The following is a 13,801-nucleotide window of genomic DNA, read 5'->3' on the forward strand; positions in this document are numbered from 1 at the left end:
GTCAGACCTTCTCCACTTCGGGCCGGCCGAGGATGCCCGAAGGCTTGAAGATGAGCACGACGATGAGGATGAGGAACGCGGCCACATCCTTGTACTCGATGGTGAAATAGGCCGACCAGAAGGTCTCGATCAGGCCGATGATGATCCCGCCGATGACGGCGCCGGGAAGCGAACCGATGCCGCCGAGCACGGCGGCGGTGAAGGCCTTCACGCCGGGTACGAACCCGTCCGAGAACGAGACCACGCCGTAATAGAGCAGGTAGAGCGTGCCCGCGACGGCGGCCAAGGCCGCGCCGAGCACGAAGGTCAGGGAGATGGTGCGGTCGACATTGATGCCGAGCAGCGCCGCCATGCGCCGGTCCTGCTCCACGGCGCGCTGCGCCCGGCCGAACGGCGTCTTCTGCACGAGGTACCAGAACCCCGCGAGCAGCACGGCCGTGGTGATCATGATGATCGCCTGCTTGTAGGACAGGGTCACGGTGTATTGCTCGTTCTGGTAGAGCACGACCACGTCGCGCACGAGGGGCGGCACCGGCTTGTTGCGGGCGCCCTGCACCACCTGGACGAAGTTCGACAGGAAGATCGACACTCCGATCGCCGAGATCAGCGGCGCGAGGCGAAACGAGCCGCGCAAGGGCCGGTAGGCCATCCGCTCGATCGCCCATCCCCACAGGGAAGTCAGCGCCATGGCGATGACGAGGACGATGAGGAAGACCAGGGCCACGGACGAGAGGCCGAGCCAGGTGGTGAGGATGAGAAACGCGATGAGCGCGATGAAGGCCGAGACCATGAAGACGTCGCCATGCGCGAAATTCACCATGCCGATGATGCCGAAGACCATCGTGTAGCCGATGGCGATCAGGCCGTAGATCGACCCGAGGGTCAGGCCGTTGATGAATTGCTGGGCGAAGAATTCCATTGATGGGCTTTCGCGAATGGCATGCCAGATGCGCGAATGGCATGCCAGATGGCCGCCCGCCACCATCCTTCGTGGAGATCGGCGCGGGCGTGGGGAGTGTCCGCAAGAACGCCCCGGGGTCAATCCAAGAATCGTTCTCGTCCGAAGGGATTGTCAGTCAGCGTCATGACGCCGCCCTCGGAGGTCGGATTCTCGATGCGGCAAGAAGAACTCTCTCCGCCAACGCGGCCATCCCAGACGAGCCATCGTCGACCCTACGGTTTCCCGTAGTACGCAACCTTTCCGGGCACTGCCAGACATGCGCCGAGGACGGAGTTGCTGGCATGATCCACATCATCACCCCCGCCAACGAGGGCGATTACCGCGACGAGATGGAGCAGGCCTGGCGCCTGCGCCACGAGATTTTCGTGACCGAGAAAGGCTGGTCGGACCTCGCCAGGCCGGATGGCCGCGAGATCGATCAGTTCGATACGCCCCATGCCATCCATTTCCTGGCGATCGAGGATGGCAGGGTGATCGGCTATAGCCGGCTTCTGCCGACGACGCGGCCGCACCTTCTGTCCGAAATCATGCCACAGCTCTGCGAGGGCGAACGTCCGTGCGGCACCCGGACCTGGGAATGGACGCGGCAGGCCGTGGCGCGCTCGCACAGGGCCCGCGGCAAGGTGGTCAACCCGGTCTCCCTCGCCCTGCTCACGGGCATCGTCGAATGGGGCATGCACCACGGCGTGAACCGCCTCGTGCTGCAGATGCCGACGCTCTATCTGCTGCACGTGGTGCAACTGCACTTCCGCGCCCGCCCGCTCGGGCTGCCCCACACGATCAGCGGCGAGGACATCATCGCGGCGACGGCGGAATTCGACGAGCGCACCCTCGCGCGCCTGCGTAGCGTCAGCGGCAACCCGGATTCCGTGCTCGCACCCTCTTCCTATGCCTATCTCGCCGCCTGAGCGGCGGCCACTCGGCAGACAGCAGACGACACCTCGAAGACGAGGGTCTTCGACAACAGAACAAAAGGGCGCTCCCCATGTACTCTTCGGCAATGAACCGGGAGGATCACCTCCAGACGCTGGCAGGACATTGCATCGCGGCACGGGAGATCATCGAAACGTCGGGCACGCTGGTGATGCGCCAATTGGTCGATCTCCTGCTCTTCGAGATCGGCGTCGCCATGGCGAAGGCGACCGAGGCCGAGACCCAGACCGGGCAGCAATCGGTGCTCGGCCACTGACCCCGTCGACCACGGGACCTCCGCGCCGACCGGACGGCGCGGGCCGGGGTGAACCAGGACCCGGCCGCATGTGTTGAGGGTTCAGCAGATCGCTCCCGATCGTCTGGAACAACCGACATGCCGGCATTCGTCCGTACCCTCGCGCTCCTCATCGTCGCCGCCTCGGCGGTTCCGGCGCTCGCACAGGACGGCCAGACGGGAAAATCCGCCTTCCTCACCCAGGCCCCGCTGGGGAGCTTCAAGGCGTCCAAGGTCATCGGCCTGCGCGTGGTGGGCCAGGATCACGTCAAGGTCGGCACCATCGAGGATGTGCTGGTGGACGGGAACGGTCGCATCCAGGCGGTGGTGATCGATGTCGGCGGCTTCCTCGGTGTGGGCGGCAAGCGGGTCGCGGTGGCCTTCGACCAGATGGCGTGGAACACCAACGCCAAGGCCGGAGAGCTTCCGGACCCGTCCATCGTTAAGCCGAAGGACGCCCCCTCCGAGGCTCGGGCCGCCAAAGTGACCCCCGAGACCATGCCGGGCGCGAAATCCGGCGATGCCGTCCTGAAGGCGGAGAATACCGGCGATACCGACCAGGCCACCGGCCCTGCGGGCGCCGCCACCACGACCGAAGCCACGAAGGGCCGGGCGAGCGTCCATGTCGGCGAGCCGATCGAGGCGGAGATCCGCCAGACGAAAGCGGAATTGCAAGCCGCGCCGGTCTTCACCTATCCGACGCAGAAGGCGGAGTGAGGAGGCGTGCCGGGCGCGTGGTTCGGGATCGGCCGCGATCCGCCCGCATCGAACCTGAGCTGCGGAGCTTGCGGCCGGATGAGCATTCCAGACCTCCGGCCTGAACCCGAGATCCGAACCCGACGACACTCTTCTTGATGATCGCTCGACGATCCCGTCCGGCCTCGTGGCCGTCTCCGGGATCAGACGCTTCGGGGTACAACAACTCGATTGAGTTGGTGCGGCCAAGAGGACTCGAACCTCCACCCCTTGCAGGACTAGCACCTCAAGCTAGACGTAAACGTTGAAAATAAACGATATTTTTGCAAAACCGCTTGTTTGGCGTGATCGAAATATCAATGACTTAGAGCCGGTTTGCCAAACGCTTTTCGCCGCGTCGATGCTGCCCGCCAAGGCGCATATCCCCATCGGATGGCCCGCGACTTCAGCACGAGCGACTCGACTCGAGCCATAGGCATAGCCATCGTTATGTTGTTAACTGACCCGGCTCCTTATGGGCAGGTGGCCCGTTGGCTCAGCCAGACTAACATCAGGATACTTCTCCGAGGCGGCTTATGCGTGCACTGGCATACATCCCATAAGACCCAGGTGCCTAGCCAATAAGATAAATTGATTTCAAGTAGGAGTATAATTTTGATGCAATATCTGCGAATAGCTACGTTTGGATCATGTTTATCAAGAATAGTTGGCAATCAAATCATCAAAGAGTTGCACGCTGAAATTATATCCAGCGTCTATCACGTGCGATCTGATGCTTATATTGGTCGATTTATAGAAAACAATTGGACAGAATATAGTTTAGATGTTTTGAAAGAAACATTTTACAAAAAGCCGACTACGGCATCGACCCTTGAGGAATCAGTTGAACAGATTATACTAAATCAGGATCGATTGAGCATTGGCGGGCATGCCCTAGACGTATTCGTTCCCTTTCCCTCGGCGCTTGAGAGCCAACCTGACCTCATCATCGTAGATAATCATGTCGATTTAGGTGCGCGTTTATGCCGAAAATTGGAGGACGAACGCGCTGGTAGTTTCGTGCTCTGGCAAGACGACCACCCCGGCTGGACACTTGGTCAACTGTTAAGCGGGGAGGAGGGGGCCGGCAACATGTCGCGTTTGCTCGCCCATTTTCGTGCGGTAGCGCCTGTTGCTGCAATTGTTTTCATCAATTTCCCGTACAGCGCATATGGCGAGGATTCCGAAAGAGCTGATCGCGCACGACGCTATGAACGTGCACTTATTCAGCCTCACGATGCATTAGTTCTTCCATTACGGGATATACCTGAAGAAAGATGGGGAAATGACTCGGCTCATTTTAAGGCCGTTCAATATCGCGACTTTGCCACAGAAATTACCGATTTTATCCGAAACTCCGGCATACTGAAGTCCCAACACGTTCGAGTGAATGTCCTACAGCAGTCGCGGCAAATAAATACGATGTATGCCGCTGGCCAGTTTGCAGAGTTAGCTGAGCTAGAAAAGTTGGTAGATCACTCAGCATTGTCAGGGCAAGCGTTGTATCGCTTGGGAATGGCATGTTGGAAGGAGGGACGCAGCGCAGAAGGCTGCGCGCTGCTAATTTCGGCAGCTCAGCGTGAACCGGAACTCAGGCCCGCTCTAGAGAATGCGATTCGATGCGCGGCGGCCATTAACGACATTAGGCTTGCCGAACTTTTAGCTCTGCACAGTCAACGATTCCCCGACGAGCAGCGCTTCCGTGGGAGACACTGTCCAACAACAATATGACGCATCGAGAAATTATAAAAATACGATACAATGTTCTACTTGTTCAATATACTTTGACACCCTTTTGGCTGATTGTTACATTTCTCTGGCAGTAGTCCGTGTATGCTATTCGCTCTCCCCCCCAGATCTTAAAGTAATTAGGGATCCGTCTAGGTCTAATTCATGCGTCGTTCCTCAGGCATGAGCGGCCTATTATCAAAGATTTGAATCTCCATTAGCGTCCCATGCTCGATATTCCCTCTCGTTATAGTCGGTAGCGAGTTGAGTTTGCTGTCTGTAGCATTAGGCGTGGGCCGTCGGCAGCTCTGACACCTGCGTGGTGTAGCGTGGACTCCGCATCTCGAACTTCGTCGACCAGGTCCTCTTTTTTTCAAGGCCCGCCCGGGCCGGCACGACGGCACCGCGGCCGAAGCGCCGATTGCACTCGTCCATCGCCGCCATCAGCGGAGCGCTGCGCTCACGGTCGAGCTGGCCAATCAGGGCGCGCTGGGAGTCCTCCAGCAGCTTGAGGTCGGTGGTGATGACGCCAGCCTTGCTGTAGCGCCACGGCCGTTCGCCCGGAGCTTCGCGCCAGGTGCGGGCCACGCCTTCGCGCGCCGCTTTGATCAGCGCCAGCGTGTCATTCGTCGCTTCGGGCAGGGTGATCGTCGTCGAGACTGAGCGCATCGGGTCGCCGCGGTCGTGCTCGGATGTGTGATAGAAAACCGAGACGTGGGTCGTGCCGAGCCCACCCCGGCGCAGTTTCTCGCCGAGCCGGGTCGCGTGGGCCGCCACCGCCTGCTCCATCGTCGCCCGGTCCTCGATCCGGCTGGAGAACGAGCGGGTAACGGCGCAGCCCTTCCGCTGGGCCGGCATCAGTTCGAGCGGTAAGCAGCACACGCCGCGCAGCTCATGGATGATGCGCTCGCCAACCACCGTCATCGCCTTGCGGACCGGACGCGGGTCGAGGTCGCGCAGATCGGCGATGGAATCGACACCCATGGCTTCCAGCTTCGCCAGCGAGGCACGACCGATCCCCCAGACCTCGCCGACGTGGATGCGACAGAGCCAAGCCGCCCGCTCGTCCTCGTCCGAGAGGTCACACACCCCGCCGAGATCCGGAATCGTCTTGGCGATGTGGTTGGCGAGCTTCGCCAGCGTCTTCGTTGGCCCGATCCCCACGCATGTCGGAATGCCGGTCCAGGCGCGCACCGTCGCACGCAGGTCACGCGCGAGCTCGAGGCGTCGATCCTCGCGCATGTCGGACAGGTCGAGGAAGCTCTCGTCAATGGAATAGATTTCCACCGTCGGCGAGAAGTCGCGATAGACCGCGTTCGCCCGGGCACTCATGTCGCCATAGAGTGTGTAGTTGGATGAGAACGCTCGCACGCCCTCGCGCTTGCAAAGGTCGCGGATCTTGAACCAGGGCTCGCCCATCTTGATCCCGAGCGCCTTGGCCTCGGCGGTGCGGGCCACCGCGCAGCCATCGTTGTTGGACAGTACGATCACCGGGACGCGAGCGAGCTTCGGGTCGAACACCCGCTCGCAGGAGCAATAGAAGCTGTTGCCGTCGATCAGCGCGATGGCACGGCTCATCGAACTAGGCCGGCCCGGGCGATGTGCCAGCGGATCGAGAAGCGTACCACGCCCCAGATTTCGGCCTCGCCGGCCTCCTCAACGGCGAAGGCCGGCAGGTCCGGGTTCTCAAACGATAGCCGCGCGACGTTCCCATCGACCAGGAACCGCTTGATCGACATTTGCCCGTCGATTGCCGCGACCACGACGCTGCCGTGCGACGGCTTCAGGCTCCGATCGACCACGGCAAGGTCGCGATCAAAGATCCCGGCCGCCTGCATCGAATCGCCTGAGATGTTCCAGGCGAAGGTGGCCGGCGGGTTTGGTGCCAGCCAGCGCGGCAGTTCGAGCGAGCCTTCGAGGAAGTCGTCAGCTGGCGAGGGGAAGCCGGCGCACAGCGTCGGACCCATGATGGGGATGTGGACAACGTCGGTACCGCCCGGCGTCAGCTCGTCGATTCGATAGACGCCCATGGCCCTCTCCGTTAGAACGAAAAGAGAACAAACAGGCCGACGGTTCCAGGTCAATCTTAACCGCAGGCGGCCTGTTCAAGCCTGTGGAGAGCTGTGGATGGCGCGCCAGACATACCGATTTCACTGCACCGACGGACACACCGCGATCATCGACGAGACGGGTGTGAAGCTGCCGAACACCGGCCTGCTCTGGCACCACGCCGAGCGAGCCGCATGGCAGGTCATGGAGCTAACCGGGCGCAATCTCGACTGGTCGGATTGGGTCGTCGACGTTCACGACGCCGCGGGCCGGCACGTGATGACCCTTGGATTTACGGACGTGGTCAACGTCCCGATGGCAGCGTGAGGAGACGCGAGATGGCAATCAAGACGACGTTCCTGGTGCAGACTTTCACCATCAAGCGGAAGCGCCTGGTACCCGGCGACCGCGAGCTTGCACCCACAGAGTTCGGTGCGTTGAAGAAGGCCGAGGCGATGGCAGGTCGGATGCCGGGCACCGCCGCGATCAAAGTCATGGCCGACGACGAGACCGGCGAATTGGAAAGCGTGGCGATCCTCGGCCAATTCGGCGAGATCCCGGACGATTTCGCCGAGAGCCTCGAGGCGGCCTAAACGCGAAAAAGCCCGGCGCGCCATGACGGCGGCCGGGCTTTAGTGATGGCGGGTTCGGCGTCTGGTCTTCAGCTAAACGGCCCAGTCGTGATGAACCAGCGCCGTAGGCTGCGTCCCGAAATCGAAGTCGCTTTCCTGCACGCTCGATACCCCACGCAGGACGAACTTGATCGCCGGATCCACCCCATCGAACGTGACCAGGGTGTCCTTCCCGCCATTCAGCACACGGGTGTTCACATCGAGGAAGCTATCGACGAGGGCGGAAACGTCGAGATGATCACTTCCAGACTGGAAATTGTAGACGTTGTCCTGCCCAATATCGGCTCCAAACACGAACGCGTCCGACGCTGCGCCGCCATAGAGGCGATCGCCGCCTACGCCGCCGTCCATCGTCGCGCCATTTGCGCCGGCTCGGATAGTGTCGATGCCATTATCTCCAAACAGCACCGCGTATCCGCTTCCGCCTCTGATGACGTCATCACCGGCGCCACCATTGACCGTGTCGGTGCCCTTGCCTGAAAAGATGGTGTCAGCGCCCTGCGTGCCCGTGATCGTCGAGGACGCGCCAATCATGCTCTGCGATGAGATGCTCACACCCGAGGTGATGGCCGACAGGTCAAGCGACGCTCCTTTGGAGACATAGACCGACTCGATGCTATCAAAAGTGTCGCCGGTGAATGTGAAGGTGTCCGAGCTTTGCAGCAGTAGCTTGTCGGTGCCCCCACCGCCATGAACGCTCGATCCACCATCGGTGATGATCAGCTGGTCGTTGCCAAGGCCGCCATTGAGGGTGTCGGCACCGCCCATGCTACGCAGAATATCGTTCCCGGCTAGGCCTGTCAGGATGTTAACGTTGTTGTCACCTGTGAGGGTGTCGGCCTTCTCACTGCCGATAAGACCTTCCATACCACTGAAAGTGTCCCCCTGAGCATCGCCACCGGAGGCAATTCCGAGGAACAAATTGACTGTCACGCCTTGCGTAGAATGTGCGTAGCTTATCGTATCGATACCGTTACCACCAGCAATAGTGTCAGCACCTGCGCCACCTTCAATAACGTTTCCGTTATCGTCACCATACAATTCATCTTCATAGATGCTTCCTCGAATATTTGAAATATCGGTCAAGGCATCGCTCAAGAAAATCCCTTGATTATCTGAGCCCGAACCACTTCTCAGATCGACAATGACGCCCAACAAGCGGCCGGGCACAATTTCAAAGGGTGAATCGAAGTGCTCATAGCTGACGGTATCGTTATCCCCGCCCCCTTGGATAGTATTGGATCCTAGCCCACCTTCTAAAATGTCATCACCGCCGCCGCCTTTTAGCGAGTCATCGCCGGAAGCGCCCTGAAGTAAGTCGTTCCCGCCGCCGCCCTTTAGATTGTCATCTCCGGAACCAGCAAGAAGTACGTCCCCCTGCTCCCCGCCATCAAGATCTAGCGGGCCTAAGATATCAGAAAAGTCGACATATAATCCATCTTGTGAAGAGCTAAGCAGCTGCTGCTCGGCAATTGGTGCGTTCGTAGCCAGCGGCGAGTCAGCTGAACCATTTGAAAGAACAAAGTTTTCGCCCTGAATGGCAATAGAGACAATCTGTTGAGCTATTAAATCAATTGGTCCATTGACTAAAATTGCGTCATCACTGTTCAACTCGTCGTAGCTGCCACCGAGGGTGTACTTTATAGTCGCCATAATATCACTAATCCCCTGATACTTGCTGCTCTAAGGTTATATATAAACTTAAAAGTTGAATTTTCTGTAACCATCGTTTACGCGCGTCAGTTTAAAGTAAAAATCGAGCACTATTTACCAAGCCAGCTTACCGCAATTTGGATTTTAGTCGAGGGCCAGAAGAGTGAGCTGCAAACGTGCTGTCGTGACAAATACATATATATAATCAGAGATAAATCCATTCTATTGCTTATTTGCTATGAAATACCTTCCCAAATAAACGACAAAGCAAATTATAGATCCGCGGTTTTAGAACGACTAATATGCTTCTCAACAAAATCATTCACAGTCAAGCGAACAGGGCGCGTTGTACCGTTCGGATAATGACGCTTGAAGTACAGAGTCTGCTTGTCGCTAATCAGTTTGCGTGCTTCGTCAACGAGGAACCGGTGCACGCGAGTAGAATTCGCTGACCAAGCGTTGAAAACGAGGCAATCTCCCGCCAAACTATCATCATAGGACAACGCGCCCCGGCCCTCGACCCAGGCCTCCGCTTTGTCGCGATTTGTCAGCGCCCAGCCCACAAAGCCTTGTATCTGTCCCGCTTCATCGACAGCAAAGCAGTAATGGCCCCGATTGATCTGGCCCACGAGAATGCGTGACCAATCACCGAACCGCAGATTAGCGAAGGCCGGCTTCAGCATAAGGTGGCTAACTGCGAGCCCAAGGGCGATGGCAGGCTTATCCGGCCGGAACAGACGCAATACGGGCGGAAGCGCTTTCACGGTCAACTGACGTCCTCATGATGCAGCAGGGTTTCGAGTGTTCGGAAGATTACGACTCAGAGAAATGCCGCCTAAATTCGCTCTAATATGATTAATTAAGCGTTACCGGACTCTGGCTTTACGGGGGTGCAACAACGATCTGTCTTGCCCCCATCTGACGGACTTCAGGATACTGGACGTCCCGCTCTGCCCTGACCTCACCTCACTGCTGTCGCAGAGACTCGACCTCGGGGTGTAGCTCGCCGACATCTACCGCCAACTCGACACACTGGCCCTGCGCTTCGGCTAGCTGGCTGCGGAGCTCGCCATTCTCGGTTGCTGGGGCGAAGAGGATGGGATCGTCGAGAACAGCTGGGCGCGCATATACCAATGAAGTCGTCGATATCGCGACTGCCCCTCGAAGGCCCAGAGACATGAAAAAACCCGCCGCGGCGGGAGCCGGGCGGGTCAGGGGCGGTCATACAGGACTATGGATAGCGGGGACAGCTACCTCGGCGGCCGTCCGTGGAGCACCGCATCGAGCAGCTCGGAACGCGTCGCGCGCATCTCTTCCCGCACCGAGGACACCATGCCGTCGATCCGTCCCTCGAGGCGGGTGATGACGTCGCCGGTCACGTATTTCTGTGCGACTTCGACCTTGAAGGCGTTCAGGGCGTCACCCTGACGTTCGACGTTCAGCTTCACCGAGGCGAGGTCGAGCACCAGGGGGCTGACGGCCTCCTTCTCCCGCGTCTTGAGCTTGCCAGCGATCCAATCGACCGCCTTCAGCACCGCCACCAGGAACAGCGCGAACGCGAAGAGGGCAGCCCACGTGATGGGGCCGCCCGAGAGGAACGAGGTGTCCATGATGCAAGCCCCCACGGGCGCGGTGGCGCGCCGGTGTTCCGGCTGCGCTGGAGCAACCCTCCCCCCTCTTGAGGGGAGGGGTCGAGGGTCCTGCTACTTGGCGGCCTTCGGGGTAATCGCCGCGATTCCCTTCTCGACGGTGCGAGCGAGAATGAACCCGCCGATGCCGATCGAGATCAGGTTCCAGAGGTTGTCCGGCGTGGCAGAGAGCGCCGCAATGACCTCTTTCTGTAGGCCCAGCATCGGCGAGATCACGCCGACGTAGGTCACCATGAAGAGGCCCCAGACCACGACCATCGGCCGGGCGTTGCGGGAGAGCCAGCCCTCGGAAGCGGCGTCGGCGGTCATGACGCTCGCCATGGCCTGGTTCAGCGCGGTTTGGTTGTCGAGCACGGCCTTCTGGAACTCGGCCTGGACCTCGGCGCGCTTGCCGGCGTCGGGGATGACCTTTTGCAGGGCGGGGCCGAGGAACTGAAGCAGCATCGGGATAATCGTGATGAGGGCGCCCATGGGTCAGGCTCCTTTCGCCATGTTGGTGCGGAGGGCCGCGAAGAGGCTGGCCCAGAACCCGAGCGGGGCGGGCTGGCCTACTTTTGATGGGGTTTTGATCGGCTGGGCCACGGGCGCGGCCGGGGCCTTATCCGCCAAGGGCTTAGCGGGCGCCGGAGCCGGACTAGAACTTGATCCGGTTTTGATCGGTGCGCCACCGCGAACCTGACTCGGCAGCTTCACCGAGTAGGGTGTGCGGAACTGATCGTACTCGGCCTGCCGGCGCGGGATGATCACCGCCGGCTTGTTCCACATCAGGATCGCCTCGGCCGCCCCGGCATAGTCGCCAGCGTTGAGGCGGCGCACGATGGTCGACTTCGCGAAAGACGGCGCCCCGATGTTGAAGCAGAGCGACACGAGGGCGTCGAACTGGTGGTCGGCGAGCGGCACCTTCACGGCCGCCGAGACCGGGCCCGCATACTGAGCGACGCCTTTCGCGAACAACGCATCGCTCTGCGCCTTCGTGATCGTCAGCCCAGGCGTCACCTTGATGAGGCCCGAGGCCGAGGTGATGCCGACGCTAATCGTCCAGACGCCGACGGAATCGCGGTACGCGGTCAGCCGCTCGCCTTCGCGCGATTTAAGCGCGGCAAGGCCAAGCGGCGTCATGATGGCAGACGCGGCCATGCGTAGTCTCCTGATTGGTGAATACAAAATTAACTGCGTACGGTCGGCTTTCCTGACCGAGGCCAAAATCAAGATGCAGCACTTCGACAATGGGCACTTGCCAGGGCCGGAAGAGCATTTTGTCGATGGCTTTGTGGACCGCTTACGAACAGTCGCTGTGCTGAGCTTTTTAGTCGGTGTTGAAGCCGCTGGGCTCGCTGCCATGGTCTTTGGTGCTGTGTCCCTTGGCAGTTGGCTGGTGGCCTGATCCTGCGAGGTGACGGCCTCGCTCAACGCCCGAGGCGAAGGCCAGTTATGGTTGCCGTGGCCTTAACTGTACTCGCCAAATTCGATGTAGTTTGTTGAAACTTTTGCCTAAGATCCAATTCGAGGCGGCTTTGCCTCGGGATTTTAGAATAATGCTTCCCGAATTAACCTTGTCCGCTCTGCCGCGCCATCTCTGGCTTGGCATCAAAGTCATGGCATCAATTGCAGGGCTATATACTTTAGCAGCACCGTCACCGTGGGCGGGATTTGATCGCAATGCTATGGCTCATTTGGCTGCGAAGAAGACGATCGACTACGATCCCGTCATCACCGGATCGGTGCCGAATATTGCGCCACGTCCGTTGAAGAAACCGGTTAAAGTTTAAGGCTTTGCCAGATACGGAGGCGGGGCGGGGCAGAACGGCAGGGATGCGTGATGAGGACGAAATACCGTCTGATTTTCGGCTGATATATTTCGAAATCCCCTTACCCGCGGGTGGCACTGTCAATGCCTCCATATGGCCTGCTCGGGAGGGGGGGTGGCGATATGCGGTCTACCTAGACGAGCTGGTCATACGCGAAGGTTGGTGCGCGACGATTGAGGCTGCACGAGGCGAGTGTTGGGCAGCACTCTGAACATTGTTGCTCCAGCTGGCTTAGCCGCAGGCGTTGACCGTCCTCAGATCACGTGGGTACTGAGAAGCGTCGTCTCGTGCGCTACCCCAACGAGCAAACGAGGCGACAGCGGGTCGGGTGTTCGTGCAGGACATTCGGCCCGTTTTTTCGTTACGACGCCTGCCGTCGACGTTAAAGCCCGACTTTCTTAGGACAGTCTTCGAGAAGGCGAAGCGATCGCGGTCCAGGCGTGCGAAAGCGCCCGCGTCGGTGGACGAGGTCATGTAGAACTCCAGGAGGCGGGCATTAAAAAACCGCCCAGAGGCGGCGGACGGACGAGCGAGGGCGCGCTACGCGATCAGAGGGTGATGCCGTAGCGAGGACGGAGCAGCCCCGACCAGGTGACGAGCGAAGCCCACTTCTCCGGGCTGAGATGCATCGCCTCGTCGACGATGATCTGATTGGCGAGCCGGCCCTTGAACACGGCGCCGTTGTTGTCGTTCAGGCCGCCTCCCACCGACCAGAGATCGTTCGCGGAGACGGTCAACGCGGTGTGGGTGGCGTTCTTGAACACGGACGGATCGTTGATCGCGATCCGGGAGGTGTGACCCACGTTGTCGTGCGACACGATATGAATATGCGCGACGCCTGCGCCTGGGACCGCTTGGACATCGTTGGTGTTGACGCTCGCCGAGCCGACAACGAACTGCTGACGCGTCACGCCCCCCACGTTCCTGATGGAGTGGCGCCAATTGTATCCGTCGGTGCCGACGTCATAGACCGTCGAGATGTACTTGAAGCTGGTATTGGTCGGCGCGTACATCTCCGGATCGAGCGAGAGGACCAGGATCTGGGTGAACGACCCGACCGCGTCCTTCTTGTCGAACTGGAGGCTTTCGCCGATCGAGCCGTCGAAGACCAGCGAGCTGTGCCCGTTGAAGATCGGGTCGGACTTGAGCAGCGTCACGCCTTTCGCGGACGTGGTCATCGTCGAGCCCGAGACCTTGCAACGGCCCGTCGGCCCGCCATTGGCGCCCGCCGCCATATAATCCACGTTGCACTCATGGATGCCGTTCGCGAGGCGGCCGAAGAACTTGTCGGCCTCGTCCCAGGACACGGTCTTCGCGCCCACGATATCACTGACGCCCGCAGCGTCCTGCTTGCGGAGAGGGGTCGGTTTGACGCTCAT

The 13,801-nt window shown here is 59.9% G+C and carries 17 protein-coding genes; 8 read left to right on the plus strand and 9 right to left on the minus strand.

Features of this window, described 5'->3' with window-relative positions; translation table 11 throughout:
• Window position 1: 1 nt before the first annotated feature.
• Window positions 2-919, minus strand: coding sequence for a branched-chain amino acid ABC transporter permease (locus AC0IXR_RS12020; protein ID WP_056429449.1), 918 nt, complete (start codon window positions 917-919; stop codon window positions 2-4).
• Between the two features lie 323 nt (window positions 920-1,242).
• Here AC0IXR_RS12020 and AC0IXR_RS12025 point away from each other — a divergent pair, with 323 nt between their 5' ends.
• From AC0IXR_RS12025 to AC0IXR_RS12040, 4 genes are all read left to right on the plus strand, one after another.
• Window positions 1,243-1,869 (plus strand): acyl-homoserine-lactone synthase, encoded by a 627-nt coding sequence (locus AC0IXR_RS12025; protein WP_056454281.1) that lies wholly within the window; start codon window positions 1,243-1,245, stop codon window positions 1,867-1,869.
• A gap of 77 nt (window positions 1,870-1,946) precedes the next feature.
• On the plus strand, window positions 1,947-2,150 hold the full coding sequence (locus tag AC0IXR_RS12030; protein WP_207412692.1) for a hypothetical protein: 204 nt from the start codon (window positions 1,947-1,949) through the stop codon (window positions 2,148-2,150).
• A 117-nt stretch (window positions 2,151-2,267) separates the two neighbouring features.
• Window positions 2,268-2,885 carry a PRC-barrel domain-containing protein gene (locus tag AC0IXR_RS12035; RefSeq protein ID WP_471760857.1) on the plus strand — a complete coding sequence of 206 codons (618 nt, stop codon included), beginning with the start codon at window positions 2,268-2,270 and terminating at the stop codon, window positions 2,883-2,885.
• A 636-nt stretch (window positions 2,886-3,521) separates the two neighbouring features.
• Window positions 3,522-4,634: a tetratricopeptide repeat protein gene (locus AC0IXR_RS12040; protein ID WP_471760858.1), complete on the plus strand. Its 1,113-nt coding sequence runs from the start codon at window positions 3,522-3,524 to the stop codon at window positions 4,632-4,634.
• 282 nt (window positions 4,635-4,916) lie between these two features.
• On the opposite strand, the gene AC0IXR_RS12045 is transcribed toward AC0IXR_RS12040, so the two are convergent.
• Both AC0IXR_RS12045 and AC0IXR_RS12050 read right to left on the minus strand, forming a co-directional pair.
• The gene (locus tag AC0IXR_RS12045) at window positions 4,917-6,209 is read right to left on the minus strand and encodes a Y-family DNA polymerase (RefSeq protein ID WP_471760859.1); all 1,293 of its coding nucleotides are present in this window, start codon (window positions 6,207-6,209) and stop codon (window positions 4,917-4,919) included.
• Window positions 6,206-6,661, minus strand: a complete 456-nt coding sequence (locus AC0IXR_RS12050; protein ID WP_056429408.1) for a LexA family protein — start codon at window positions 6,659-6,661, stop codon at window positions 6,206-6,208. Before AC0IXR_RS12050 ends, AC0IXR_RS12045 begins: the two co-directional genes overlap by 4 nt.
• A gap of 97 nt (window positions 6,662-6,758) precedes the next feature.
• Here AC0IXR_RS12050 and AC0IXR_RS12055 point away from each other — a divergent pair, with 97 nt between their 5' ends.
• Window positions 6,759-7,007 (plus strand): DUF6894 family protein, encoded by a 249-nt coding sequence (locus AC0IXR_RS12055; protein WP_056429411.1) that lies wholly within the window; start codon window positions 6,759-6,761, stop codon window positions 7,005-7,007.
• An 11-nt stretch (window positions 7,008-7,018) separates the two neighbouring features.
• Window positions 7,019-7,273 carry a hypothetical protein gene (locus AC0IXR_RS12060; RefSeq protein WP_056429413.1) on the plus strand — a complete coding sequence of 85 codons (255 nt, stop codon included), beginning with the start codon at window positions 7,019-7,021 and terminating at the stop codon, window positions 7,271-7,273.
• 72 nt (window positions 7,274-7,345) lie between these two features.
• Here AC0IXR_RS12060 and AC0IXR_RS12065 read toward each other — a convergent pair whose 3' ends face one another.
• The 5 genes from AC0IXR_RS12065 to AC0IXR_RS12085 all read right to left on the minus strand — a co-directional run bounded on the left by AC0IXR_RS12065 (window position 7,346) and on the right by AC0IXR_RS12085 (window position 11,751).
• Window positions 7,346-8,923: a calcium-binding protein gene (locus AC0IXR_RS12065; protein WP_156467820.1), complete on the minus strand. Its 1,578-nt coding sequence runs from the start codon at window positions 8,921-8,923 to the stop codon at window positions 7,346-7,348.
• Window positions 8,924-9,237: 314 nt separating this feature from the next.
• Entirely contained in the window at window positions 9,238-9,729 is a 492-nt protein-coding gene (locus tag AC0IXR_RS12070) for a toxin-activating lysine-acyltransferase (protein ID WP_471761285.1), read from the minus strand.
• 486 nt (window positions 9,730-10,215) lie between these two features.
• A complete protein-coding gene (locus AC0IXR_RS12075; protein ID WP_056429417.1) occupies window positions 10,216-10,575 on the minus strand; it encodes a hypothetical protein in 360 nt (119 codons plus the stop codon).
• 93 nt (window positions 10,576-10,668) lie between these two features.
• Window positions 10,669-11,085, minus strand: a complete 417-nt coding sequence (locus tag AC0IXR_RS12080) for a 3TM-type holin (RefSeq protein ID WP_471760860.1) — start codon at window positions 11,083-11,085, stop codon at window positions 10,669-10,671.
• A 3-nt stretch (window positions 11,086-11,088) separates the two neighbouring features.
• Window positions 11,089-11,751, minus strand: a complete 663-nt coding sequence (locus tag AC0IXR_RS12085) for a lysozyme (protein WP_244483645.1) — start codon at window positions 11,749-11,751, stop codon at window positions 11,089-11,091.
• On the opposite strand from AC0IXR_RS12085, the gene AC0IXR_RS12090 reads away from it, so the two are divergent.
• Complete coding sequence (locus tag AC0IXR_RS12090; RefSeq protein ID WP_056429421.1) at window positions 11,750-11,998, plus strand: hypothetical protein; 249 nt, start codon at window positions 11,750-11,752, stop codon at window positions 11,996-11,998. The genes AC0IXR_RS12085 and AC0IXR_RS12090 overlap by 2 nt on opposite strands.
• A gap of 151 nt (window positions 11,999-12,149) precedes the next feature.
• Window positions 12,150-12,383: a hypothetical protein gene (locus AC0IXR_RS12095; protein WP_471760861.1), complete on the plus strand. Its 234-nt coding sequence runs from the start codon at window positions 12,150-12,152 to the stop codon at window positions 12,381-12,383.
• Window positions 12,384-12,970: 587 nt separating this feature from the next.
• Here the strand turns inward: AC0IXR_RS12095 and AC0IXR_RS12100 are convergent.
• Window positions 12,971-13,801 (minus strand): hypothetical protein, encoded by an 831-nt coding sequence (locus AC0IXR_RS12100; protein WP_056429424.1) that lies wholly within the window; start codon window positions 13,799-13,801, stop codon window positions 12,971-12,973.

The organism is Methylobacterium sp. AC832, from assembly GCF_979256025.1.

Coding starts and splice junctions, on each gene's coding strand:
- AC0IXR_RS12040 (WP_471760858.1), top strand. CDS start 3,522: ATGCAATATCTGCGAATAGCTACGTTTGGATCATGTTTATCAAGAATA.
- AC0IXR_RS12095 (WP_471760861.1), top strand. CDS start 12,150: ATGCTTCCCGAATTAACCTTGTCCGCTCTGCCGCGCCATCTCTGGCTT.
- AC0IXR_RS12055 (WP_056429411.1), top strand. CDS start 6,759: ATGGCGCGCCAGACATACCGATTTCACTGCACCGACGGACACACCGCG.
- AC0IXR_RS12075 (WP_056429417.1), bottom strand. CDS start 10,575: ATGGACACCTCGTTCCTCTCGGGCGGCCCCATCACGTGGGCTGCCCTC.
- AC0IXR_RS12060 (WP_056429413.1), top strand. CDS start 7,019: ATGGCAATCAAGACGACGTTCCTGGTGCAGACTTTCACCATCAAGCGG.
- AC0IXR_RS12085 (WP_244483645.1), bottom strand. CDS start 11,751: ATGGCCGCGTCTGCCATCATGACGCCGCTTGGCCTTGCCGCGCTTAAA.
- AC0IXR_RS12035 (WP_471760857.1), top strand. CDS start 2,268: ATGCCGGCATTCGTCCGTACCCTCGCGCTCCTCATCGTCGCCGCCTCG.
- AC0IXR_RS12100 (WP_056429424.1), bottom strand. CDS start 13,801: ATGAGCGTCAAACCGACCCCTCTCCGCAAGCAGGACGCTGCGGGCGTC.
- AC0IXR_RS12050 (WP_056429408.1), bottom strand. CDS start 6,661: ATGGGCGTCTATCGAATCGACGAGCTGACGCCGGGCGGTACCGACGTT.
- AC0IXR_RS12080 (WP_471760860.1), bottom strand. CDS start 11,085: ATGGGCGCCCTCATCACGATTATCCCGATGCTGCTTCAGTTCCTCGGC.
- AC0IXR_RS12020 (WP_056429449.1), bottom strand. CDS start 919: ATGGAATTCTTCGCCCAGCAATTCATCAACGGCCTGACCCTCGGGTCG.
- AC0IXR_RS12045 (WP_471760859.1), bottom strand. CDS start 6,209: ATGAGCCGTGCCATCGCGCTGATCGACGGCAACAGCTTCTATTGCTCC.
- AC0IXR_RS12025 (WP_056454281.1), top strand. CDS start 1,243: ATGATCCACATCATCACCCCCGCCAACGAGGGCGATTACCGCGACGAG.
- AC0IXR_RS12030 (WP_207412692.1), top strand. CDS start 1,947: ATGTACTCTTCGGCAATGAACCGGGAGGATCACCTCCAGACGCTGGCA.
- AC0IXR_RS12090 (WP_056429421.1), top strand. CDS start 11,750: ATGCGTAGTCTCCTGATTGGTGAATACAAAATTAACTGCGTACGGTCG.